General features: G+C 64.3%; 23 protein-coding genes. 6 read left to right on the top strand and 17 right to left on the bottom strand.

Annotated elements, in window-relative coordinates:
- Positions 1-2 precede the first annotated feature (2 nt).
- The 6 genes from ACQ4MJ_RS17295 to ACQ4MJ_RS17320 form a co-directional block, all read right to left on the bottom strand.
- Positions 3-1,571, bottom strand: a complete 1,569-nt coding sequence (locus tag ACQ4MJ_RS17295) for a methyl-accepting chemotaxis protein (RefSeq protein ID WP_431151853.1) — start codon at positions 1,569-1,571, stop codon at positions 3-5.
- A 195-nt stretch (positions 1,572-1,766) separates the two neighbouring features.
- The gene (gene htpX, locus ACQ4MJ_RS17300; RefSeq protein ID WP_010462430.1) at positions 1,767-2,648 is read right to left on the bottom strand and encodes a protease HtpX; all 882 of its coding nucleotides are present in this window, start codon (positions 2,646-2,648) and stop codon (positions 1,767-1,769) included.
- Positions 2,649-2,843: 195 nt separating this feature from the next.
- Complete coding sequence (locus ACQ4MJ_RS17305) at positions 2,844-3,614, bottom strand: DUF3025 domain-containing protein (protein ID WP_431151852.1); 771 nt, start codon at positions 3,612-3,614, stop codon at positions 2,844-2,846.
- The gene (gene pyrC, locus ACQ4MJ_RS17310) at positions 3,599-4,666 is read right to left on the bottom strand and encodes a dihydroorotase (protein WP_431151851.1); all 1,068 of its coding nucleotides are present in this window, start codon (positions 4,664-4,666) and stop codon (positions 3,599-3,601) included. Before pyrC ends, ACQ4MJ_RS17305 begins: the two co-directional genes overlap by 16 nt.
- A 98-nt stretch (positions 4,667-4,764) precedes the next feature.
- The gene (locus ACQ4MJ_RS17315; protein ID WP_055400813.1) at positions 4,765-5,754 is read right to left on the bottom strand and encodes a Bug family tripartite tricarboxylate transporter substrate binding protein; all 990 of its coding nucleotides are present in this window, start codon (positions 5,752-5,754) and stop codon (positions 4,765-4,767) included.
- Between the two features lie 46 nt (positions 5,755-5,800).
- Positions 5,801-6,979 carry a M20 family metallopeptidase gene (locus tag ACQ4MJ_RS17320; protein WP_431151850.1) on the bottom strand — a complete coding sequence of 393 codons (1,179 nt, stop codon included), beginning with the start codon at positions 6,977-6,979 and terminating at the stop codon, positions 5,801-5,803.
- Positions 6,980-7,078: 99 nt separating this feature from the next.
- Between ACQ4MJ_RS17320 and ACQ4MJ_RS17325 the strand changes: the two genes are divergently transcribed.
- A complete protein-coding gene (locus tag ACQ4MJ_RS17325; protein ID WP_431151848.1) occupies positions 7,079-7,999 on the top strand; it encodes a MurR/RpiR family transcriptional regulator in 921 nt (306 codons plus the stop codon).
- A gap of 106 nt (positions 8,000-8,105) precedes the next feature.
- Here the strand turns inward: ACQ4MJ_RS17325 and ACQ4MJ_RS17330 are convergent, their stop codons facing one another.
- The 6 genes from ACQ4MJ_RS17330 to ACQ4MJ_RS17355 all read right to left on the bottom strand — a co-directional run bounded on the left by ACQ4MJ_RS17330 (position 8,106) and on the right by ACQ4MJ_RS17355 (position 13,452).
- Entirely contained in the window at positions 8,106-8,843 is a 738-nt protein-coding gene (locus ACQ4MJ_RS17330) for an amino acid ABC transporter ATP-binding protein (RefSeq protein ID WP_055400819.1), read from the bottom strand.
- A 40-nt stretch (positions 8,844-8,883) separates the two neighbouring features.
- The gene (locus ACQ4MJ_RS17335) at positions 8,884-9,549 is read right to left on the bottom strand and encodes an amino acid ABC transporter permease (RefSeq protein WP_055400821.1); all 666 of its coding nucleotides are present in this window, start codon (positions 9,547-9,549) and stop codon (positions 8,884-8,886) included.
- A gap of 1 nt (position 9,550) precedes the next feature.
- Positions 9,551-10,309, bottom strand: coding sequence for an amino acid ABC transporter permease (locus tag ACQ4MJ_RS17340; protein ID WP_055400823.1), 759 nt, complete (start codon positions 10,307-10,309; stop codon positions 9,551-9,553).
- A 108-nt stretch (positions 10,310-10,417) separates the two neighbouring features.
- A complete protein-coding gene (locus ACQ4MJ_RS17345) occupies positions 10,418-11,317 on the bottom strand; it encodes an amino acid ABC transporter substrate-binding protein (protein ID WP_121507575.1) in 900 nt (299 codons plus the stop codon).
- A gap of 113 nt (positions 11,318-11,430) precedes the next feature.
- Positions 11,431-12,327 carry an amino acid ABC transporter substrate-binding protein gene (locus ACQ4MJ_RS17350; RefSeq protein ID WP_121422279.1) on the bottom strand — a complete coding sequence of 299 codons (897 nt, stop codon included), beginning with the start codon at positions 12,325-12,327 and terminating at the stop codon, positions 11,431-11,433.
- 192 nt (positions 12,328-12,519) lie between these two features.
- Positions 12,520-13,452: a LysR family transcriptional regulator gene (locus tag ACQ4MJ_RS17355; RefSeq protein ID WP_055400828.1), complete on the bottom strand. Its 933-nt coding sequence runs from the start codon at positions 13,450-13,452 to the stop codon at positions 12,520-12,522.
- A 261-nt stretch (positions 13,453-13,713) separates the two neighbouring features.
- On the opposite strand from ACQ4MJ_RS17355, the gene ACQ4MJ_RS17360 reads away from it, so the two are divergent.
- Genes ACQ4MJ_RS17360 through ACQ4MJ_RS17370 form a run of 3 tightly spaced genes read left to right on the top strand, consistent with a single transcriptional unit; the run spans position 13,714 to position 16,644 of the window.
- Positions 13,714-14,271 carry a TRAP transporter small permease gene (locus ACQ4MJ_RS17360; protein ID WP_121422278.1) on the top strand — a complete coding sequence of 186 codons (558 nt, stop codon included), beginning with the start codon at positions 13,714-13,716 and terminating at the stop codon, positions 14,269-14,271.
- Entirely contained in the window at positions 14,268-15,566 is a 1,299-nt protein-coding gene (locus ACQ4MJ_RS17365; RefSeq protein ID WP_121422277.1) for a TRAP transporter large permease, read from the top strand. Before ACQ4MJ_RS17360 ends, ACQ4MJ_RS17365 begins: the two co-directional genes overlap by 4 nt.
- A 40-nt stretch (positions 15,567-15,606) precedes the next feature.
- Positions 15,607-16,644: a DctP family TRAP transporter solute-binding subunit gene (locus ACQ4MJ_RS17370; RefSeq protein WP_121507577.1), complete on the top strand. Its 1,038-nt coding sequence runs from the start codon at positions 15,607-15,609 to the stop codon at positions 16,642-16,644.
- A 147-nt stretch (positions 16,645-16,791) separates the two neighbouring features.
- Here ACQ4MJ_RS17370 and ACQ4MJ_RS17375 read toward each other — a convergent pair whose 3' ends face one another.
- The 3 genes from ACQ4MJ_RS17375 to ACQ4MJ_RS17385 all read right to left on the bottom strand — a co-directional run bounded on the left by ACQ4MJ_RS17375 (position 16,792) and on the right by ACQ4MJ_RS17385 (position 20,150).
- Positions 16,792-17,148 (bottom strand): nucleotide pyrophosphohydrolase, encoded by a 357-nt coding sequence (locus ACQ4MJ_RS17375; protein WP_431151846.1) that lies wholly within the window; start codon positions 17,146-17,148, stop codon positions 16,792-16,794.
- A 71-nt stretch (positions 17,149-17,219) separates the two neighbouring features.
- Positions 17,220-18,152 (bottom strand): 2-hydroxyacid dehydrogenase, encoded by a 933-nt coding sequence (locus ACQ4MJ_RS17380; RefSeq protein WP_431151845.1) that lies wholly within the window; start codon positions 18,150-18,152, stop codon positions 17,220-17,222.
- Between the two features lie 138 nt (positions 18,153-18,290).
- Complete coding sequence (locus ACQ4MJ_RS17385; RefSeq protein ID WP_431151844.1) at positions 18,291-20,150, bottom strand: ABCB family ABC transporter ATP-binding protein/permease; 1,860 nt, start codon at positions 20,148-20,150, stop codon at positions 18,291-18,293.
- A 131-nt stretch (positions 20,151-20,281) separates the two neighbouring features.
- On the opposite strand from ACQ4MJ_RS17385, the gene ACQ4MJ_RS17390 reads away from it, so the two are divergent.
- A complete protein-coding gene (locus ACQ4MJ_RS17390) occupies positions 20,282-20,704 on the top strand; it encodes an acyl-CoA thioesterase (RefSeq protein WP_121422273.1) in 423 nt (140 codons plus the stop codon).
- A 63-nt stretch (positions 20,705-20,767) separates the two neighbouring features.
- Here ACQ4MJ_RS17390 and ACQ4MJ_RS17395 read toward each other — a convergent pair whose 3' ends face one another.
- Together ACQ4MJ_RS17395 and ACQ4MJ_RS17400 are read right to left on the bottom strand one after the other, a co-directional pair.
- Entirely contained in the window at positions 20,768-21,331 is a 564-nt protein-coding gene (locus tag ACQ4MJ_RS17395) for a bactofilin family protein (RefSeq protein WP_431151842.1), read from the bottom strand.
- A gap of 176 nt (positions 21,332-21,507) precedes the next feature.
- A complete protein-coding gene (locus ACQ4MJ_RS17400; protein ID WP_176888282.1) occupies positions 21,508-21,996 on the bottom strand; it encodes a thioesterase family protein in 489 nt (162 codons plus the stop codon).
- Positions 21,997-22,630: 634 nt separating this feature from the next.
- On the opposite strand from ACQ4MJ_RS17400, the gene ACQ4MJ_RS17405 reads away from it, so the two are divergent.
- On the top strand, positions 22,631-23,506 hold the full coding sequence (locus ACQ4MJ_RS17405; protein ID WP_121422272.1) for a branched-chain amino acid ABC transporter permease: 876 nt from the start codon (positions 22,631-22,633) through the stop codon (positions 23,504-23,506).
- Position 23,507: the final 1 nt, after the last annotated feature.

Raw genomic sequence — 23,507 nt, forward strand, 5'->3', positions numbered from 1 at the left:
GCTCAGCGCAGCGCGTTGCCAGCGGGCAGACGGAAGGCCTCCACCAGCTCGGCCAGTTGCTGCGCCTGCACGCGCAGGCCCTGGGCTGCGGCGGAGGATTCCTCCACCAGCGCAGCGTTCTGCTGCGTCATCTGGTCGAGCTGCGAGACGGCCTCGCCCACCTGGCTCAGGCCCGTGGTCTGCTCACGCGCCGCCGTGCTGATCTCGCCAATGATGGTGGCCACCTGGCCCACCGAGTCGACAATCTCACCCATGGTGCTGCCGGCCGCGTGCACGAGCTTGGAGCCTTCGTCCACCTGCCGCACGCTGTCGCTGATCAGGCCCCCAATCTCCTTGGCTGCCGTGGCCGAGCGCTGGGCCAGGCTGCGCACCTCGCCCGCCACCACGGCAAAGCCCCGCCCTTGCTCACCCGCACGCGCGGCCTCGACGGCGGCGTTGAGCGCCAGGATGTTGGTCTGGAAGGCGATGCCGTCGATCACGCTGGTGATGTCGGCGATGCGTCGGGACGACAGAGCGATACCGTCCATGGTGCCCACCACGCGATCCACCGCCTCACGGCCTCGGCGCGCCACGTCGCTCGCGCCGGTGGCCAGACTGCTTGCCTGCGCGGCGGCATCGGCGCTGTGGCGCACGGTGGCCAGCAGCTCCTCCATGCTCGCAGCGATCTCTTCGAGGTTGGAGGCCGTGTGTTCGGTGCGTGCCGACAGGTCGCTGTTGCCCGCCGCAATCTCGCTGCTGGCACCGGCCACCGAGGTGCTGGCCTGGCGCATGCCCACCACCAGTTCCGCCAGCCGCGCCTGCATACCCCCCAGGCGCGCCAGCAGGGCCTGCAGTTCATCGCGGCTGCCCGCCTGCGGCGCGGGCACGGGGGAGGTGAGGTCGCCCTCGGCAATGCGGTCAGTCACCTCGGACGCATGGGCCAGCGGCTGCAGGATGGACCGCGACAGCAGCCAGGCGCAGGCCAGGCTCAGCAGAAGCCCCACCAACGAGCCTGCGGCCAGCAGCGTGATGCCCTGGCTCTCGCTGCGGGCGGCAGCCTCGCGGGCCTCGGCCACACGCTGGCGCTGGTACTCGGCCAGCTTGTTCACCGAGGCGGCATAGGCATCGGCCGCAGGCCGAAGCTGGTTGGCAATGGCGTCGGGGGGCAGGGCCTCGCCCGCCTTGCGGCGCTTGACAAGGTCGTCCCGCACCGTGCGAAAACCGTTGCCTGCCTTGTCGATGGCATCGAACAAGGCCTGGGATTCCGGGTCTGCCGCCAGCTCGTCCAGGCGCTTGCGCACTTCGGAAGAACGGGCCGACGTGGTTTTGCGGTCCGCGTCGATGCGCGCCGCGTAGGCGGGGTTGTCGATCTCCAGCAGCGTTTCGGCACGTGCGGAACTCAGCACCACGATGGCGTGCAGCTCACGCGCCAGCAGCGCGCGCTCGGACGATGCGCCGCCCAGGTCGTCGGCAATGTCCTGCAGCCCCGCCAGCCGCCAGATACCGACGGCGGCCGAGAGCGACATGACCAGACAGACAACGCCAAAGGCCAGGGCCAGGCGGACCGCAACACGTGCGTGGGAGATGGACATAAGGTGTTCTCGTGGGAATAAGGATCGGCAACCCGCTGCTGCCCGCACGGCATGCGGAATTGGGTTTCCACTGGTTATCGACAAAAGGTTACAAACCCTTGAGCCGCCCCACAAGGCCGACAACCCACCCAGAAACAAAAAGGCCGCCGCAGGGGCAACCCCTGCAGCGGCCTTCAAGGGCCAGGTTGAACCGGATCAGCCTTGCTGCTGCGCGTTCTGCAGCGCAGCAATGCGCTCTTCAATGGGCGGGTGGGTGCTGAACAGCTTGCCAATGCCACCGGCAATGCCCATGGCAGCCATGCTCTTGGGCAGCTCGGCCGGGTGCATGCCACCCAGGCGGGCCAGGGCATTGATCATGGGCTGGCGGCGGCCCATCAGTTGCGCCGCGCCTGCATCGGCACGGAACTCGCGCTGGCGGCTGAACCAGGCGACGATCATCGCGGCCACAAAGCCCAGCAGGATGTCGAGCACGATGGTGGTCACGTAGTAGCCGATGCCGGGGCCCGAGCTGCTCTCGTCGTTCTTGCGCAGAAAGCTGTCGACCGCATAGCCGATCACCCGCGACAGGAACACCACAAAGGTGTTCATCACGCCCTGGATCAGCGTCATGGTGACCATGTCACCGTTGGCGATGTGGGCCACCTCGTGGCCGATCACGGCCTCGACCTCTTCGCGCGTCATGCCTTGCAGCAGGCCCGTGGACACCGCCACCAGAGCCGAGTTCTTGAACGCGCCCGTGGCAAACGCATTGGGGTCGCCTTCGAAGATGCCGACTTCAGGCATGCCGATCTTGGCTTCGGTGGCGAACTTGCGCACGGTCTCGACGATCCAGCGCTCGTCGGGCGAGCCGGAGCCGTCGATCACGCGCACGCCCGAGGTCCACTTGGCCATGGGCTTGCTGATGAGCAGCGAGATGATGGCGCCGCCAAAGCCCATGACGAGCGCAAAGCCCAGCAGCGCGCCCAGGTTGAGCCCGTTGGCCGTGAGGTAGCGGTTGACGCCCAGCAGGCTGGCCACCACCCCCAGCACGACAACGACGGCCAGGTTGGTCATCACAAACAAAAGGATCCGCTTCATGGAATGGTTTCTCCGTGGGGTAAACAACAACAAGTGTTTGCTGGCTCAGATGGGGGCCGGGTGCTGCGCTTCAAGCACCAAACACCCGCTGCTGGGGCCACTGCACGCCCCTGGCAGCCCCATGGCCGCGATTTCATCGCGCTATGGTAGGTGCAAACCCGCGCACAGGCCTTATCACACAAGCGTTGACGGGAATTAGCCCCCTGACACAGCCCGGGGCCGGCGGAACACCTGGGTGTCGGCATAAAAGTCCGGCGTAGCGTTGGCGGGCCACCAGCCGGGTACGCCCAGCACGGGCAGCGGGGTGAAGGGCTTGGCAGACCACGGCTGCGGCTGAATTTCCTGCGCCAGCCAAGCATCCAAAATTGCTATTGATTCAATAGCTACTGGCGCCTGATAAACATGCGCCACCATGGGTTTTCGAGGGATAACCAGCTTTTCAAGCAGCGCATGCCCGAACACCACCAGCCGGGCCTGCCCCCACAGCGGGCGCAGGTCGATGAACAGGCGCTGCCAGTCTCGTACCCTTAGCGCGGCCCACAGCGCGGGCGGCGCTTGCAGTACGGCGCCGTTCTCGTCAAACACCGTGAGCGCATCGCGCAACGGCCCGCGCACAGCCTGCACACCATCGGCGGCGATGGCCCGGGCCTGCAGCTCGTTCAGGCGCCGCTTGGTGTGCGGAAACTGTTGCCAGACCAGGCCGTTGAAGAAGTCGTGCAGGTTGTCGCGCGTGGGCACCCGGCGGGTGTCCCAGATGTACTGCTCGTAGGCCGTGCCTTCGGGCAGCTCGGACTGGGGCACAAAACCCACCGGCAACGCCGGCGGCGCTGCGGCCTGCAACGCCCGGTGCACTGCAGGATCGTGCTGCAGCTGCTGCGCCACGGGCTGGCCCAGATTGCGCAACGGCGCCAGCCAGGGGGCGCTCCAGTCAATGGCGTCGAAGGCTTCGCTTACACCAGCCGCCACGGCAGGACTTCACCGGCACGCAGGGGCTTGAGTTCGGCTTCGCCAAACGCAAAGCTGTCGGGCGGTGTCCACGACTCGCGGCGCAGGGTGATGCTGCCGGTGTTGCGCGGCAGGCTGTAGAAATCGGGGCCGTGGAAGCTGGCGAAACCTTCGAGCTTGTCGAGCGCACCGGCGTTGTCGAAGGCCTCGGCATACATCTCGATGGCGGCGTGGGCGGTGTAGCAGCCCGCGCAGCCGCTGGCGTGTTCCTTGAGGTGCGCGGGGTGCGGCGCGCTGTCGGTGCCAAGGAAGAATTTGCTGGAGCCGCTGGTAGCGGCCTGCACCAGGGCCACGCGGTGGGTTTCGCGCTTGAGCACCGGCAGGCAGTAGTAATGGGGGCGCACACCGCCGATGAAGATGGCGTTGCGGTTGTACAGCAGGTGGTGCGCGGTGATGGTGGCGGCGGTGAAGCGGTCGGCGCTGGCCACGTAGTCGGCCGCGTCCTTGGTGGTGATGTGCTCGAAGACGATCTTCAGCTCGGGGAAGTCGCGGCGCAGCGGGATGAGCTGCTGCTCGATGAACACGGCTTCGCGGTCGAACAGGTCGATGTCGCTGCTGGTCACCTCGCCGTGCACCAGCAGCAGCATGCCGGCTCTCTGCATGGCTTCAAGCGTCTTGTAGGTCTTGCGCAGGTCCGTCACGCCCGCGTCGCTGTTGGTGGTGGCACCGGCGGGGTAGAGCTTGCAGGCCACCACGCCTGCGGCCTTGGCACGCACGATTTCCTCGGGAGGGAGGTTGTCGGTCAGGTACAGCGTCATCAGCGGCTCAAAGCTCATGCCTGCGGGCACGGCGGCCAGGATGCGCTGCTTGTAGGCCATGGCCTGCTCGGCCGTGGTGACCGGAGGGCGCAGGTTGGGCATGATGATCGCGCGACCGAACTGGGCGGCGGTGTGGGGCACGACGGTGTGCAGGGGCTCGCCGTCGCGCACGTGCAGGTGCCAGTCGTCGGGGCGGGTGATGGTGAGGGTGGTGGGCGCGGTGGGGGTGTGGAGTGCGGCTGTCATGGGCAGCATTGTCCCATCGGGTTATCAACTATTGTTTTGATAGCTGCTAGCGCTTATCCAATAAGCGCTAGCAGCCAAAAACACTCAAAATTCAGAGCAACACCGCGTCATTCGGCAGTGATGCCTGCCTTGCGCACCACGTCGCCAAACTTCACCAGGCGCTCTGCCATCATCTTTTCGAACGCGGCGGGTGGCATCTCTTCGGGCACGATCACGCCGCGCTCCTTGAGGTTCGTCACCATGGCGGGCGATGTGGCAACCTGGCGCACGGCTTTGTACAGCGTCTGCACCACCGCTTCAGGCGTGCCCGCGGGCGCGGCCAAGCCCGTCCATGAGGTGAGGTTCAGCTCGGGGTGACCGACCTCGGCCATGGTGGGCACATCGGGCAGCTGGGGCAGGCGCTGGTCGGCCGCTACGGCCAGGGCGCGCACCTTGCCCGCCTGGATGTGCGGCAGCATGATGACCAGGTTGTCGAGGATGAACTGCACCTCGTTGCCCAGCACGCCCGTGATCAGCGGCGTGCCACCCCGGTAAGGAATGTGCGTGGTGAACACGCCCGTGGAGACCTTGAGCATTTCCACGTTGAGTTGGCCCATGCTGCCCACGCCACCGCTGCCATAGTTGAGCTTGCCGGGGTTCTTCTTGGCGTAGTCGATGAACTCCTTGAAGGTCTTGAAAGGCAGGCTGCTGTGCACCACCAGGGCGTTGGGCTGGCGGCCCAGGATGGCGATGTTTTCAAAATCCTTGACCGGGTCGTAGCCAATCTTGGGCTGGGTGAGCGGGTTGGCCAGGTGGCTGCTTTGCGACGACACCACCAGGGTGTAGCCGTCGGCCTTGGAGCGCGCCACATACTGCGCGCCCACCGAGCCCCCCGCGCCGGCGCGGTTTTCCACCACGATGGGCACGCCCAGCACGCGCGACAGCGGCTCGGAATACTGGCGCGCCATGATGTCCACCGACCCACCGGGCGGGAACGGCACCACCAGCGTGATCGGGCGCGAAGGGAACTTATCTTGTGCCATGGCGGGCAGCGCGGCCAGGCCGGCAAGGCCCAGTCCGGTGGTCAGAAGGTGGCGGCGGGAAGGTGTGGTGTTCATGGCGGTCAAAGAACTCAAGAAACAGGTTGAAAAGATACGGAAAGAATCAAGGGTGTGACAGCACGGCCAGCGCCACGGCCTGCGCGCGCGGCACAAAGGTGGACAGCTCGCAGTACTCGCGTTCGGTGTGTGCATGTCCGCCCACCGGGCCCGTGGCACACAGCGTGGGCACGCCCACCGATGCGGTCAGGCCGCTGTCGGCCGCGCCGCCGGTGAATTCGCCTTGCACCTCAAAGCCCAGCGCGCTTGCGCCTTGCTGGTACAGCGCCAGCAAGTCGTCCGGTGTGGGCTTCATGGGCATCGTGCGGCGCGTGGTGGTGATGCGGCCCTGGGTGCGGGGCACGGATTCTTCTTCGACGATGGCGCGCACGCGCTCCAGCAGCTCGTCGGGGTTGGTGTCGGCAGTAAAGCGCAGGTCCACCTCGGCGCGTGCGTGTGGGGCGACCATGTTGGGCACGATGCCGCCCTGCACCACGCCCACGTTGCAGGTGACGCCCGTGGCTGGGTCGGTCAGCGCATGCAGCGCCAAGGTCTTGCGGGCCAGGGCTTCGATGGCGCTGGCGCCAGCGGCGTGGTTGATGCCTGCATGTGCGGCCACGCCCTGCACCTCGAATTCCACCACCATCGAGCCCTTGCGGCTGGTGACCACGTTGCCGCTGACACGGCCCGGCTCGGCGTTGAACACCACACGCGCCCCCCGCACGCGGGCCATGATGAGGTCACGCGTGGCGGGCGAACCGATCTCTTCATCGCACGAGAAGAACAGGTGCAGCGGCGCCTGCAGGCCGCCGCAGCGCGCAAAGGCTTCGGCCACAAACACGTTGAGCACCAGGCCGGACTTCATGTCGGCCACGCCGGGGCCGTAGGCGCGCCCCGCTTCTTCGCGGTAAGGGCGCTTGGCCACGGTGCCATCGGGAAACACCGTGTCCATGTGCCCCATGAGGATGATGGGCGCGCCACCGGCTTCAGCGCCTTCCGGGTTGACCTGCGCATGCAGCAGCACGCCATAGCCGGGCACGGGCTCGAACTGCACGGGCACACCAGCCGCCTGCAGGCGCTCGGCCAGGGCATGGGCCACGGCCGTCACGCCCGCCTCATTGCGGCTGCCGCTCTCGATATTGACCACTTTTTGCAACAGGTCTTGCATGGACTGCTGCTGCCTGGCCAGCCAGTCCAGGACCTGCGCACGCACCGGCAGCAGACCTTCGTTCAGGGTATTGAGCATCGTTGTCCTTGGGCAAGCCCCAGGTAGGGGCAAAATTTGGGTCGCAGTGTTGCACGCGACCTGGGGTTCTGCAACGTATTTTGCACGAATGAGAATTTTATGAAATCATCATTGCACGAATCCAGCGCCTTGCTGACCGAGCGGCTGGCCCGCCAGGACGCCGACCTGACAGCCAGCGAACGGGCGCTGGCCGAGGCCCTGGGGCGCGACTACCCCCACGCCCTGCTGGAGTCCGCCACCGCCCTCGCTGCGCGCACTGGCACCAGTGCATCGACCGTGGTGCGGCTGTTTGCCAAGCTGGGCTACGGCAGCTATGCCGAGGCCCAGCGCGAGGCGCGGGCCGAGGTCACCGCCCTGCTGCAAACGGCCGGGCAGCGCGCACCCGTCACCATCGGCACCCGGCGCAGCCTGCAACAGTGCGTGGACGATGCGCTGCTGCACGACCAGCACAACCTCACCACCACGCGCGACGGGCTGGACATGGCGGCCTTCGAGGCCATGGTGGCGCGCATTGCACAGGGCAAGGGACGCATCTTTGTGCTGGCGCAGATCAACAGCGCCCCAGTGGCCGCCTGGCTGGCGCTGCACCTGAACATGTGCCGCCCGGGCGTGCACGAACTGGGGGCTGGCGCGGTGGACGCCACCGACCAGCTGCTGTGGATCCAGCCCGAAGATGCCTTGCTGGTCTTCAGCATCCGCCGCTACGCCAGCGGGCCGGTGAAAGTGGCGCAGCGCTTTCGCGACGCGGGGGCCCAGGTGCTGGCCGTCACCGACAGCGCCGCAGCGCCCTTGGCCGCGCTGTCCCACCACCGGCTGCAGGTGCGCACGTCCAACGCATCGCCGTTCGACTCGTACACCGCCGCGTTCTTCCTGTGCAATGCGCTGGTGTCGGCCGTGGCCCAGCTGCGGCACAAGGCGGTGTCCGAGGCACTGAAGCGGCGCGATGATCTGTGGACGGATTTCGAGTCGCAGCTCATCGTGGAAAGTCCCTCGCCAGCCGGTCGGCGGAGCAAGCGCTAGCCTGCGCGCAGCAGTCGTTCAGCCTTGGGGGGCCCCATGAAAAAAGCGCTCCAGAGAGCGCTTTATGAAGCCCCAAACCCCTGCGGCACGGGCGTGCAAGCACCGTTCAGTGCTGCAGGATCTTGTTGAGGAAGTCCTTGGTACGCGGCTGGCGTGCGTCGGGGTTGTTGAAGAAGTCGTCCTTGGAGCAGTCTTCCAGGATCTTGCCGCCCACGTCCATGAAGATCACGCGGTTGCTCACCTTGCGGGCAAAGCCCATTTCGTGGGTCACGCACATCATGGTCATGCCTTCGTTGGCCAGGCCCACCATCACGTCCAGCACTTCGCCGACCATTTCGGGGTCGAGCGCGGAGGTGGGCTCGTCGAACAGCATCACGATGGGGTCCATCGACAGCGCGCGCGCAATGGCCACACGCTGCTGCTGGCCGCCCGAGAGCTGGCCGGGGAACTTGTCCTTGTGCGCCATCAGGCCCACACGTTCGAGCATCTTCAGACCGCGCTTCTTGGCGTCGTCCGCACTGCGGCCCAGCACCTTGATCTGCGCAATGGTCAGGTTGTCCGTCACCGACAGGTGCGGGAACAACTCGAAATGCTGGAACACCATGCCTACGCGGCTGCGCAGCTTGGGCAGGTCGGTCTTGGGGTCGTGCAGAGCAATTCCGTCCACCGTGATCTCGCCCTTCTGGAAGGGTTCGAGCGCGTTGATGGTCTTGATCAGCGTGGACTTGCCTGAGCCCGAGGGGCCGCACACCACCACCACTTCACCCTTTTGGATGGTGGCCGTGCATTCGTTGAGCACCTGCACCGGGCCATACCACTTGGATACGTTTTTGAGTTCGATCATTTCTTTTTCCTCAATCCAATCTCTTTTGCACCAGCATCGATCAGCGGATGATCGCGATCTTCTGGTGCAGGCGCTTGACCGCCCAGGACAGCGCGTAGCACATGATGAAGTACAGAACCGCAGCGGCCAGGTATGCCTCGATCGGACGACCAAAGTTCTTGCCCGCCACTTCAAAGCCCTTGAGCATGTCGTAGGCACCGATGGCGTAGACCAGCGACGTGTCCTGGAACAGGATGATGGTCTGCGTGAGCAGCACCGGCAGCATGTTGCGGAACGCCTGGGGCAGCACCACCAGCTTCATGTTCTGGCCATACGTCATGCCCAGCGCCTGGCCGGCATACACCTGGCCGCGTGGGATGGACTGGATGCCAGCGCGCATGATTTCGCTGAAGTAGGCCGCTTCAAAGGCGATGAAGGTAATGATCGCCGACACTTCCGCGCCAATGGGGCGGCCGATGATGGCTGGCACCAGCAGGAAGAACCACAGGATCACCATCACCAGCGGAATGGATCGCATGCCGTTGACGTAGATGGTCGCAGGAACATCCAGCCACTTCTTGCCCGACAGGCGCATGAGCGCCAGCACCGTGCCGAAGATCACGCCACCGATGGTGGCGATGAGCGTGAGCAGCAGGCTGAAATACAGCCCTTTGAGCACGAAGTTGGAGATCAGCTCCCAGTTGTAGAAGGAGAAATCGATATTCATATCAATGCCCCCCTCCGGCCGCGCCGCTCACGACCATGCCAGGGATGCGTGCGCGTTTTTCGATGAAGGCCATGATGCGGTTGATGGCAAATGCCGAGATGATGTACAGCGTCGTCACCGCCAGGTAGACCTCGATGCCGCGCGAGGTCTCTTCCTGCGCCTGCATGGCAAACATCGTGAGTTCAGCCACCGACACGGCAAACGCCACGGACGAGTTCTTGAAGATGTTCATCGTCTCGCTGGTCAGCGGCGGGATGATGATGCGAAACGCCATGGGCAGAAGCACATAGCGGTAGGTCTGGAACGTGGTGAAGCCTACGGCCAGACCTGCGTACCGCTGGCCGCGTGGCAACGCCTGGATGCCGGAGCGCACCTGCTCGGCAATACGTGCCGACGTGAAGAAGCCCAGTGCCAGCACCACCAGCGCAAAGCCAGGAACGCCCCTGAGCACCGGAAACAGGCTGGGTAGCACGTGGTACCACAGGAAAATCTGCACCAGCAACGGAATGTTGCGAAACAGCTCGACCCAGGCATTGCCCAAGCGCACGATCATGGGCCGGTCCTGCAAGGTACGCAGCGTCCCGATCAAGGAACCCAACACAAGCGCCAGCACCAAGGCCAGCACCGAAACAGACACCGTCCAACCCCAGGCCGACAGCATCCAGTCCAGGTAGGTGATATCGCCGCCCTTGCCAAAGCAGCTTTGCACGACTTCCCTGTCCATGGTGTCCTGGCAGAACACCTGCCAATCCCAACTCATAGGAGCACCCCTTAAATTCTTGGTATTGCGTTGGGCGCAACCCTTTGCGAGCCCAACAAAAAAGCCCCTTCAAACCGGTTGGCCGAAGGGGCACAAGCGTTCAGAAAATTACTTCTTTGCGTAGTCTTCCATGGGCTTGTCATTGGGCGATGCCCATGCTGCCTTGGTAGCGTCGGACATCGGCAGACCAATCTTGGTGTTGGTCGGTGGCACGGGTTGCATGAACCACTTGTCGTACAGCTTGGCCAGCGAACCGTCTGCAATCTGGCGCTTGATGGAGTCGTCCACGGCCTTCTTGAAGGCTGGATCGTCCTTGCGCAGCATGCAGGCGATAGGCTCCACGCTCAGAACTTCACCGACGATCTTGTAGTCGGCAGGGTTCTTGGACTTGGAGATGTTGGCAGCCAGGATGGAGCCGTCCATCACAAACGCATCGGCGCGGCCGGTTTCCAGCATCAGGAAGCTGTCAGCGTGGTCTTTGCCAAAGACTTCCTTGAAGTCGATGCCGCCAGCACGCTCATGCTTGCGCAGGGTTTGCACCGAAGTGGTGCCCGTGGTGGTGGCGATGGTCTTGCCGTTCAGGTCCTTGATGGACGTGATGCCCGAGTTGGCCTTGACAACGGTGCGCACTTCTTCCACGTAGGTGGTCACGGCAAACGCAACGTCCTTTTGGCGGGCGGCATTGTTGGTGGTGGAGCCGCACTCCAGATCCACGGTGCCATTGGTCACCAGGGGAATACGGTTTTGCGAGGTTACGGGCTGGTACTTGATATCCAGCTTGGGCAGGCCCAGTTGCTTCTGGATGTCGGCCAGGACGATTTCGCCCATTTCAGTGTGGAAGCCCACAAACTTGCCGTTACCCAGGGTGTAGGAAAGACCGGAAGATTCGCGAACGCCCAGCGTCACGCTACCCGAGGCCTTGATCTTGGCCAGGGTATCGGTGGCTTGAGCGAAAGCGCTACCTGCAGCCAGGGCGGTCACGGCAACCGCGAGCAAATGCTTCTTCATTGGTATCTCCTTGTGTGTGAAGCTAAAAACGGGGGGATTCTAGAGATTCGCCCACGCCAGCAGTGCCGGCAGGTCGCATTCTCCAAAAACAGAAACCTCGACCGGGATATTAGTCAGAACGGAACCTGGTCGGTGGGGTATTTCCAGAAGTCGCGCAACAAGTAGCTGACCGGGAGGTTCAGCACCGTGTTGTTGGGAGGGATGGGTTTGTTAAACCACTTGTCATAAATGGGGTAGATGTCCCGGCTGGTGATCAGACGGCGCATCTCTTCATCAATCAGCTTTTTGAACTCGGGGTCGTTCTTGGGCAGCATGATGGCCAGTGGCTCGGTGGTCATGAAGCGGCCCACCACCTTGAGCGCCTTGGGGTCAGGCCGCCCGGCGGCCAGGCCATACAACAGCACGTCGTCCATCACAAAAGCATCGGCCTCGCCCTTCTCGACCATCTCGACCGCCTTGGCGTGGTCCGGCGCCTCAACAATGGTAATCCCCATCAGGCGCTCGCGGTTGGCCTGATCGGCGGCCTTGAGCGGTGTCGTGCCCTTGGTGGACACCAGCTTCTTGCCATTGAGGTCTTCCACACGGTCGATGGGGCTGGAGGTCTTCACCAGCAGCCGCGCACCCGTGATGAAATGGGGGATGGTGAACGCAACCTTCTGGCGCCGCTCGGCGTTGTTGGTGGTAGAGCCACACTCCATGTCGGCTTTGCCCTGCTCGATCATGGCGATACGGTTGGCCGGCGTGACCGCTACAAGCTCTACCTCCATGTCCTTCTTGCCGGTTTTCTTGCGCACCACCTCGGCCAGGCGCAGGCACAGGTCCATGGCATAACCCACCGGCTTGCCGGACTGGGTGTCGATGTACGAAAAAGGCACCGACGATTCACGGTACGCAATCACCAGCTTGCCGCCGGCACCGATGCGCTCCAGCACCGAGGCCTGCGCAGAGGCCGCGAAAGCGCAGCTTGCAGCGGCAAGGCCCCAGGCAATTCCCCAATGCTGAACTTTCATACGGCGTCTCGGTGAGTGGATGGATCGGATTCGCAATGTTCGTGCCACCGTGGGGACTAAGAATCTGCTCTTAGACGGCACACGCTGCGGCAGCCGACCCAGCGATGGCGCCGACTGTACGTGTCGTTACCGTGAAATTCCAATGCCGTTTGCGCGCGCAACTATGCAAAGTGTTTATATCCGTATTTACCCTTAGCATGACCCGGCCTGCGCTTGAAGGTACATCCACAGCGCCTGTGCCGTGCCTTTGGGAGCCTCTTTGCCCGCTGGTTTTTCGCGGTAGGCGCGCACATCCATGGTCATCTGCAGGCCTTCGCTATCGACCGGTGCTGCACTGACCAGACGGCGCGAACGCAATTCTTTCTTCACGGCGCTGTGCGGCAGAAAGGCCACGCCATGGCCTTCGAGCGCCATGGCCTTGAGGCCCTCGGCCATGTCGGTTTCGTACACGCGCTCCAGATGGATGGGCGTGCCGGATTCCTTCAGGATCAGTTCGGTCACGCGCCCCAGATAGGCGCCCGGGGCGTAGCCCAGGTAGGGCAGTGGCTGCCCGGCCCGGCCCGGCAGGCGGTGCACGGGTTGTCCGTCGGCGTCGGCCTTGCTGTAGGGGGAGATCACTTCCTGCCCCAGGCTCACCATCTCGTAACGGTCGGCATCCAGCTGGAAGGGCTGCGAAGGGTGGTGGTAGGCAATCAGCAGATCGCACCCGCCCTCCACCAGGCGCATCACGGCGTCGTGCACGTTCAACGCAATCAGCCGGCTTTTAAACGGCCCAAACTTGTCGTGCAAGCTCGACACCCAGGCCGGGAAAAACGTGAACGCCAGCGTGTGCGGCACGGCGAACTCGATCATGTCCTTGCCCGCGCTGGTGTGCGCCCGCAGCATGGCACGCGTGTTCTGCAGCGCCTGCAGCACTTCCAGAGACTGGTCGTACAGGGTCTTGCCAGCCGGAGTGAGTCGGGTGGGGTAAGAGCTGCGGTCCACCAGATCGGTGCCAGCCCAGGCTTCCAGCGCCTGGATGCGCCGCGAGAACGCGGGCTGCGTCACATGCCGCAGCTGCGCTGACCGGCTGAAGCTGCGGGTTTCCGCAAGACTGACGAAATCTTCAAGCCACTTGGTTTCCATCGGCGCATTATCCGCGCGGGCGCTGCAACGTGCTGGCACCGGGCATCAGGGTTTCCACAGGCCCGTGCGCCTGCGGCCCTCGGCTCCATGCGCGTCTTCCGGCTGCGCTGGCCCCCGCACCAATGCTGTGCATGCATAGCGAGCGACGCATAATACCCAGCGCGTCTACCCCGCTTCTCCCTCGGTCAACGCCCCAGGTGCACAACGCCGCCGGGCAGCAAGATCGGCATTTGCCCCGTGTTCTTCTGACTCCCCGCGTTCATGTCCACCTCCACTCCCGATGGGCAGCCCTCTGCGCCCATAGTGCCTGCAGCGCCCGCTGCCGCTGACGAACCCCGCTCCCTGCGCCTGGAAGACTGGCTCATCGTCCTGACCATGGCCGCCCTGGCGCTCATCACCTTTGTGAACGTGGTGTTGCGCTATTTCACCGATGCATCCTTCGCCTGGACCGAAGAAATATCGGTGTTCCTGATGATCGTGCTGGCCATGGTCGGCGGCTCCGCCGCCGTGGCGCGCCAGTTGCACATACGCATCGAGTTCTTTGCCGATGGCGGCTCCGAGCACCGGCGTCAGGTGCTGGCGCAGTTTGGTGCTCTCATGGTGGCGCTGTTGTTTGGGCTGATCACGGTGCTGAGCATCCGCGTGGTGTGGGACGACTACCGGTTTGAAGAGACATCGCCCGGCATCGGTGTGCCGCAGTGGTGGTACACCGTCTGGCTGCCCGTGCTGTGCGCGCTGACCACAGCCCGGGCACTGCAACTGTTTGCCCGCCTGCGGCGTGCATCGGCCGCATCGACCGCACCGAAGGCCCGCCCGTGATCGCTACCCTGCTGTTTGTCGCCTTCCTGGGCATGATGTTTCTGGGCGTTCCGATTGGTGCGGCCCTGGGTCTGGCGGGCGCCACGGCCATTGCCGTGGCCAATGCCGAGACCCCCTGGTTCGGCCTGCTGGCCGTGCCGCAGAACTTCTACGCAGGCCTGGGCAAATACCCGCTGCTGGCCATCCCGATGTTTGTGCTGGTGGGCTCGATCTTCGACCGCTCAGGCGTGGCGCTGCGGCTGGTGAACTTTGCGGTGTCCATCGTGGGCCGAGGGCCCGGAATGCTGCCGCTGGTTGCGATTGCCGTGGCCATGTTCCTCGGCGGCATCTCCGGCTCGGGCCCCGCTACCGCAGCGGCGGTGGGTGGCGTCATGATCGCCGCCATGGCGCGCGCCGGGTATCCCGCTGCCTACTCGGCGAGTGTGGTGGCGGGCGCGGCAGCCACCGACATCCTCATCCCGCCCTCGGTGGCGTTCATCGTGTATTCGGTGCTGGTGCCGGGCGCCTCGGTGCCCGCCTTGTTTGCCGCAGGCATGTTCCCAGGCATCCTGGCGGGCATTGCGCTGATCGTGCCCGCCGTGTGGCTGGCACGGCGCCACAAGATGGGTGGCGCTGAAGCCGACATGCCCCGCCCGCCGTTCTGGCGCAGCCTGCGCGAGGCGGCGTGGGGGCTGGCCGCGCCGGTGGTGATTCTGGGCGGCATGCGCGCCGGCTGGTTCACTCCCACCGAGGCTGCCGTGGTGGCCGTGTTCTACGGCCTGTTTGTGGGCATGTGCATTCACCGCACGATCCGTGTGCGCGACCTGTTCACCATCCTGCGCGAAGCCGGTGAACTGTCGGCCGTGATCCTCGTGGTGGTATCGCTGGCTGGCATCTTTGCGTTCTCGCTGTCCACCCTGGGAGTGATCGACCCCATCACCCGCACCATCGTGCAGTCGGGGCTGAGCGAGCAGGGTGTGCTCGGCGTGCTGATCGTCATGCTGCTGATCGCAGGCATGTTCCTCGACGGCATCTCCATCTTCCTGATCTTTGTGCCCCTGCTCATGCCCATCATGCAGCACTACCAGTGGGACGTGGTGTGGTTCGGCGTGGTGCTGACCCTCACGGTGGCCATCGGCCAGTTCACCCCGCCCATGGCCGTGAACCTGATGGTGTCCAGCAAGATTGCCGGTGTACGCATGGAGCAGACCACCCGCTGGGTCGTCTGGCTGGTGCTGGCCATGACGCTGGCGATGCTGCTGGTCGTCGTGTTTCCGCAGATTGCGCTCTGGCTGCCCCAGCGGCTGGGCTACTGATTTTTCCTCACCCATTCCCCATCCAACAAGGAGACAACCGATGAAACTGCGCACCTTCCTCACCTCTGCCGTGGCCGCTGCAGCCGCCCTGGCCTTCACCGCACCTGCCGCCATCGCACAAACTGCGTACAAGAGCGAATACCGCATGTCGCTGGTGCTGGGCCCCGCATTCCCGTGGGGCAAGGGCGGCGAGCTGTGGGCCAACAAGGTCCGCGAGCGCACCAATGGCCGCATCAACATCAAGCTCTACCCCGGCGTGTCGCTGATCCAGGGCGACCAGACGCGTGAATTCAGCGCGCTGCGCCAGGGCGTGATCGACATGGCCGTGGGCTCCACCATCAACTGGTCGCCCCAGGTCAAGCAACTCAACCTGTTCTCGCTGCCCTTCCTGTTCCCCGACTACGCCGCCGTGGACGCCGTGACGCAGGGCGACGTGGGCAAGAGCATCTTCGCCACGCTGGACAAGGCCGGTGTGATGCCACTGGCCTGGGGCGAGAACGGCTACCGCGAAATCTCCAACTCCAAAAAGGCCATCAAGAGCCCTGAAGACCTCAAAGGCCTGAAGATTCGCGTGGTGGGCTCGCCGCTGTTCCTCGACACCTTCACCGCCCTGGGCGCCAACCCCACGCAGATGAGCTGGGCCGACGCACAGCCCGCTTTTGCCAGCGGCGCGGTGGACGGACAGGAAAACCCGTTATCCATCTTCACCGCCGCCAAGCTGCACAGCGTGGCGCAAAAGCACATCACGCTGTGGGGCTACGTGAACGATCCGCTGATCTTTGTGGTGAACAAGGAGATCTGGAACAGCTGGACCCCAGCCGACCGCGAGATCGTCAAGCAAGCCGCCATCGACGCGGGCAAGGAAGAAATCGCCCTGGCCCGCAAGGGCGTGGTCGAAGCCGACAAACCTCTGCTCAAAGACATCGCCGCACTGGGCGTGACGGTGACCCAGCTGAGCCCCGCCGAACGCGCCGCCTTTGTGAAGGCCACACGCCCGGTATATGACAAGTGGAAGGGCCAGATTGGTGCGGACCTGGTGACCTCGGCCGAGAAGGCGATTGCGGCCCGCAAGCAATAAGTCAGGCGCTGGTTCGCCAAAGCCTCCAACAAAAGCCCCGCTCGCGGGGCTTTTTGCTGTCGCTGGATCGTTGCAGGGTGCGAGCCATTTGCTTCACTATTGATAGCTTTCAACGCTTACCAATAAAGCGCAAGCGGCACTTTTCATCTAAATGTCACGACCACCCACGGCTGCACCCCCATCGCGCGGCGCCGGGTGTTTGACGGCGTTCTTGCGCAGCTTGTTCTCCACCGCCTGCGCCAGGTCCACACCCGCATGGTCTGCCAGCTGCAGCAGGTACAGGAGCACATCGGCAACCTCATCGGCAATGGGCTCCGTGAGCGCCGGGTCATCACGTACCGCCAGCGACTGCTCGGGGGTCATCCACTGGAAAATCTCGGTCAGTTCCGCCGCTTCCACCATCAGCGCCATCGCCAGGTTCTTGGGGGTGTGAAACGGCTGCCACTGCCGCTCGGCGGCAAAGGCGCGCAGCCGCGCCTGCAAGGCATCGACATCCAGGGGCATTGCCAAAACTCCTTATTTGATAGCTGCTTGCGCTTATCCATAAAGCGCTAGAGCCATTTTTCATTCAAATTTCAGAGCGGAGACACCGGCGCCTCGCCTGCCAGATGGCGGCGAGCGTTTTCCAGGAAACGGTCCACCGAAGCCTGCACCGCCTCGGGCGACCAGCCCGCCACATGGGGTGTCAGCACCACGTTGTCCAGGTCCAGCAGTTCAGCCGGGGGCGCGGGCTCGCTCTCGTACACATCCAGGCCTGCTGCCGCAATGCGACCTTCGCGCAGCGCGGCGGCCAGGGCGGCAGTGTCGATCACGCTGCCGCGCGCGATGTTGACCACCACGCCGCGCGCGCCCAGGGCATTCAGCACGTCTGCGTTGACCAGGTGCTTGGTGCCCGCGCCACCGGGCGTGGCGACCACGAGGAAGTCCGACCATTCGGCCAGCGCCTTTACATCGCCAAAGTAGCGGTACGGCACATCGGCGCGCGCGCTGCGGTTGTGGTAGCCCACCTCGATCTCGAAGCCCAGCGCGCGCTGTGCGATCTTCTTGCCGATGGTGCCCAGGCCGACGATGCCCAGGCGCTTGTGCGACACGTTGGGCGGCAGCGGCAAGGCCGTGCGCCAGATGCCTGCGCGCGTGGCCTTGTCCAGCGGCAGGATGCGGCGCTGCGCGGCAATCAGCAGGCCCCAGGTGTGGTCGGCCACGCAGTCGTCATTGGTGCCCGCGCCCGTGGCCACCACAACGCCCCGCGCCTTGGCGTGGGCCACGGCGATGTTCTCGTAGCCTGCGCCCAGCGCGCAAATCAGCGTGAGCGCGGGCAATGCATCGATCTGCGCGGCTGAGAGGCCCGTGGCGCCGATGGTCAGGACCACGGTGATGCGCGCGCCATGCTCGGCAATGGCGGCTGCGGCCTGCGCAGCGTCGGGCGCGTAGACCAGCTCGAACGACTGCGCCATCTGGGCGCGATGTTCTTCGGACAGGAACATGAGGGCAAGCAGTACAGGCTTCATGGGATAGTGCAATCTCGAAAAAAGAAAACGGGACGCTACGCTTTGCATCGTGCGCTTCGCGCAGAGCGTACAAAACCGGCGCGGCCCAGGCGCGGGACGCCTAGCAAGGGCCGCCCCGCAGCGATGGCGTCGTCCCCCTCAGGGGGAAGGCGCCGCAGGCGACTCAGGGGGGGCCTCCTGCTGGAGAGACCACATGCTCGCGTAGCGGCCACCCTGGGCCAGCAGTTGCGCGTGCGTGCCGCGCTCGATGATGCGGCCCGCGTCCATGACCAGGATCTCGTGCGCATCCACCACGGTGGAGAGGCGGTGCGCAATCACCAGCGTGGTCTTGTTCTGCGCCACGCCCTGCAGCTCGGCCTGGATGGCGCGTTCGTTGGCGGAGTCCAGCGCGCTGGTGGCCTCGTCAAAGATCAGGATGGGCGGGTTCTTGAGCAAGGTGCGGGCAATCGCTACGCGCTGCTTTTCACCGCCCGAGAGCTTGAGCCCGCGCTCGCCCACCATGGTGGCGTAGCCCTTGGGCGTGCTGGCAATGAAGTCGTGGATGCGTGCGGCACGGGCGGCGGCTTCGATCTCATCCTGGCTGGCACCGGTGCGGCCATAGGCGATGTTGTAGGCCACCGTGTCGTTGAACAGCACCGTGTCCTGCGGGACGATGCCAATCGCCTGACGCACGCTCGCCTGCGTCACGCTGCGGATCTCCTGCCCCGCAATGGTGATGCGCCCCTGCTGGATGTCATAGAAGCGAAACAGCAGCCGGGCCAGTGTGGACTTGCCCGAACCCGAAGGCCCCACCACCGCCACCGTCTTGCCCGCCGGGATCTCGAAGCTGATGCCCTGCAGGATGGGCCGGCCGCTGCTGAGGTCGCTGCCTTGGCGCACGTCGTAGGAAAAGTGCACGTTCTCAAAACGCACGGTGGGCTGGCTCAGCCCCGCCAGCGGCTGGGCGCCGGGTGCGTCGGCCACTTCGCGCTCTTTGTCCATGAGCGTGAACATCTTGTCCAGGTCGGTGAGGCTCTGCTTGATCTCGCGGTAGATCACGCCCAGAAAGTTGAGCGGGATGTACAGCTGGATCATGAAGGCGTTGACCATGACGAGGTCGCCCAGCGTCATGCGGCCATCGACCACGCCCTGTGTGGCGCGCCACAGCATGGCCACCAGGCCCACGGCAATGATGAGCTGCTGACCGGTGTTGAGCATCGATAACGTGGTCTGGCTTTTGAGGCGGGCCAGGCGCAACCACTCCAGGCTTTCGTCGTAGCGGCGGGCCTCAAAGCCTTCGTTGTTGAAGTACTTGACCGTCTCGTAGTTCAGCAGCGAATCCACGGCCTTGGAGTGTGCTGCCGAGTCGAACTCGTTGGCCTCGCGGCGGAACTTGGTGCGCCACTCGGTCACCAGCACCGTGTAGGCGATGTACAGCACCAGCGCGGCCAGCGTGATCCAGGCAAACCAGGCATCGAACTTGACGGCCAGCACACTCAACACCAGGATCACCTCGATCAAGGTGGCAAACACGTTGAACAGCGAAAACGAGATCAGTGACTCGATGCCGCGCACACCGCGTTCGATGTCGCGCGTCATGCCGCCGGTCTGGCGCTCCAGGTGAAAGCGCAGGCTCAGCGCGTGCAGGTGCTCGAACGTCTGCAGCGCAATGGAGCGCGCTGCACCCTGCGTAGCCTTGGCAAACACCAGCTCGCGCAGCTCGGTGAACAACGAGGTGGACAGGCGCAGCGCCCCGTACGCCACCAGCAAGCCCACCGGCACCACCAGCAGCGCGGCGGGGTCACCAGGCTTGAACGCCATCGCGTCCACCAGTGTCTTGAGCAGCAGCGGCACGCTGACGTTGGCCAGCTTGGCGCCCACCATGAACACAATCGCCGCCACCACGCGCCACTTGTATTGCCACAGGTAAGGGAGGAGCCGCCTCAGCGTGACCCAGTCGGACTTGGGGGGCGCGGGCGTGCCAGGGGTGGGGGGGGCGGTTTCGCCAAGGTGGCGCATGGGGGACAATTCCGGTTGTTGTTGTTTTTACCGACCCGGCTGATGCCAAGGTGGTTTTTTTGCGGGCCAGCCGCCTTGCAAAACCCCAGGTTCCGACAAGGATTGGCTCAGCCCCAACCGAGATTGTGCCCATGTCTGCCGTTTTCAGCCCACCACCCGCCGCATTGCCCACCGACAAGGAACTGGTGCTCAAGGTCATCCCCATGCCCGCCGACACCAATGGCAATGGCGACATTTTTGGCGGCTGGGTGATGGCGCAGGTGGACTTGGCGGGCTCTGTGCTGCCCGCGCGCTACATCCAGGGCCGCATGGCCACGGTGGCCGTCAACGAATTCATCTTCAAGCAGCCCGTGCGCGTGGGCGACATCCTGTCGTTCTTCTCGTCCATCACGCGGGTGGGCAACACCTCGGTCACCGTGGAGGTGGAGGTGTATGCCGAACGGTTTACCGACCAGGGCCGGTATGTGAAGGTGACGGAGGCGCGCCTGACCTATGTGGCCATCGACGACCAGGGCAGGCCGCGCCCGGTGCCCAAGCACAACGCGCCGGCGTGAGAACACGGAAGGTCGGCTCGCGCAAACCCCGCCTGGCGGTGCGCGGACGCCTTCTTGGACCGGTCAGGCGGCCAGTGCAGTGGCCGGTTCGGTGCGCAGAGGAGCTGCCGTGCGCTGCAGAGTGCTGCTGGATGACGAGGGCGAGAACCCGGCCTCAATCTCACCCGCCAGCTGACCGCCCTCTTCCACCACCAGTTTGCCGTAGCGGATCTTGCCGTTGACCTTGCCGGTGCTGTAGATCACCAGCTTCTGGCGCACGGTGAGTGTGCCGTTGAACTCGCCATGGATCTCGGCAATGTCGATCTCGGCAGAGCCCTTGAAGGCGCCATGCTCAGCAATCTGGATCACGCGCGAATCCATGGTGGCTTCCACCGTGCCTTCGACCACGAGGGTGTCGCAATCGGTAATTTCCACGCCCTTGAGCTTGATGTTCGGGCCCACCGTGAGCTTGCTGCCCGAGCTGTCGCTGCTGCTGGCGGCCTTGGGGACAGCAGGGCTGGGCACCGGCTGTGCAGCCGCAGAACTGCTCGCCGCTGAGCTCCCCAATACGGAGCCTGAAGTGGTGCTGTTGCGGGGTTGGAACGACTCGGGTTCACGCTTGCCAAAGAAGGGGTTTTGCACGGCCATCAGATCTCCTTGAAAAGAGAGTCATCGTAGGTATCGCGCCCCGTGAAAGATGCCCTGGTTACGCAAGAACGGTAACCAAACGGTTCTCTCGTAGCATGCGCTTGCAAGGCTTGCGGGATCACACATCCTGCGAATGGCAACGCCCCGTGGCGAGGCGGCTCAGGAGCGCGCCCCAATCAAGAGACGATGTAAGCCGCAGCTCCGGCCGACATGATCTGCCCATCCGGCCCCAGAAACTCCATGCGCGTGGTTGCGACACGCGAACCCAGGCGCAGCACCTGGGCGCGCAGCTCGAAGTGGCTGCCAATGCCGGGGCGCAGGTAGTCAATGCGCAGATCGATGGTGCCCAGCTTGGCAAAGCGGTGCAGGCGCTGCTCGGGTGCTTCATCCAGGTGTTTGGCGCCAATCGCAGCCATAACCGCCAGCCCGCCCATGGCGTCGAGCCCTGCGCTGATCACGCCGCCGTGGATGCGGTTGTAGGCATAGTGGCCCACCAGGTCCGGTTTCATGTCGATGCGACCCACCACGCCATCGGGAGCCAGTGACGTGATCTTCAGGCCCAGCACTTGGTTGAACACGATTTTTTCTTCAAAGATGGATTTGAGCCCGGCAATGAACTCGGGCTCAAAGGCTTGCGGGGCTGGGGTGGCGGTGGATTTGCTCATGGGTCTCCTGGGGGTCACTGCGGGATGGTGCGTGCAATCGAAACCATCCAGATGCTCCTGATTTTGTAGCTTCTCACGCTTAATAGATAAGCGCTAGAGGCCATTTTTACTTAAAACTGGCCGTGGCGCACTTGCCCTGCGGCAAACCGCGAGGCGCCGCGCAGTGCTTCGGCCAGGCATTCGCGGCCGCCCGCCTATTCCTGCAGCAAGGCTCGCCGTAACAGCAGCCCTTCGGCGGCGAGCGCGCTGGTGCGGGCTGTGCTGGCATCCACCGCGTTGTGCACATCGGGCCTGCGCCATGTCACCAGCGTGACACCACCTTGCACTTCAACCTCTGCGGATATGTGGCTCTCCTGTGGCCCGGTGTCAGAACCTGTTCACCCACCCGACGTTACTCCTATTGCGCAGGGTGCAGCACTGCGTCAATATCCGCCGCTACCCGCTCGCCCGCCCCATCAGGGTTAGCCCCGAGTGCGGTATGCACAGCGCGCGTGCACCATTATTTATACAAAGCAATCGCTTTGTATAAATATTCTGCAGGACCTGCGCAAGCGACGATGCGGCCATCCCATGCCCACGAGGCATCCACCCCGCATTTACCCGCTTTGCGTATCACTTATTCTGGAGAGCCAGTGTGCAATTTGTGCAACTGTTGATCAGCGGTGTCTCGCAGGGGTGCATCTACGGGCTGATCGCGCTCGGGTTCGTGCTTATCTACAAAGCCACGGAGACCGTGAGCTTTGCCCAGGGCGAACTCATGATGCTCGGCGCTTTCTGTGGCTTGGCGCTCATGACCGTGCTGGGCTTTCCCTTCTGGGTGGCGGTGCTCGCCAGCATCCTGGCCATGGGGCTGTTTGGCACGGTGCTGGAGCGTGCAGTGATCCGCCCCATCCTGGGCCAGCCCGCGTTCTCCATCGTCATGCTCACCATCGGCATCGGCTACGTGCTCCGCGGCCTTGTCACGATGATCCCCAACATCGGCACCGACACCCACACGCTGCCCGTGCCCTACAAGGACCAGTCCCTGCGCTTGGGCGAACTCGTGGTCAGCGCCGAGCAACTGGTGGTGATCGGCGCCACGGGCGTGCTGTGTGTGCTGCTGTTTGCCATGTTCCGCTACAGCAAGCTGGGCATTGCCATGCAGGCCGCGTCGCAGAACCAGCTCGCGGCCTACTACATGGGCATTCCCGTGCAGCGCCTCAACGGCCTGGCCTGGGGGCTTGCCGCGGCGGTGGCGGCGGTAGCCGGGCTGCTGTTGGCGCCCATCACCTTTGTGCACGCCAACATGGGGCTGATCGGGCTCAAGGCCTTCCCCGCCGCCGTGGTGGGCGGCTTTGGGAGCCTGCCCGGGGCCATCGTGGGCGGGCTGGTGATCGGCATTGTCGAATCGCTCTCGGGCTTCTATCTGCCCGATGGGTTCAAGGACACAGCCGCGTACATCGTCGTGCTGATCATGCTGATGGTCAAACCCAACGGACTGTTCGGCGAGAAGCTGAGAAAGAAAGTCTGAC

The sequence above is a fragment of the Acidovorax facilis genome, assembly GCF_050626955.1.
GTDB lineage: Bacteria > Pseudomonadota > Gammaproteobacteria > Burkholderiales > Burkholderiaceae_C > Acidovorax > Acidovorax facilis.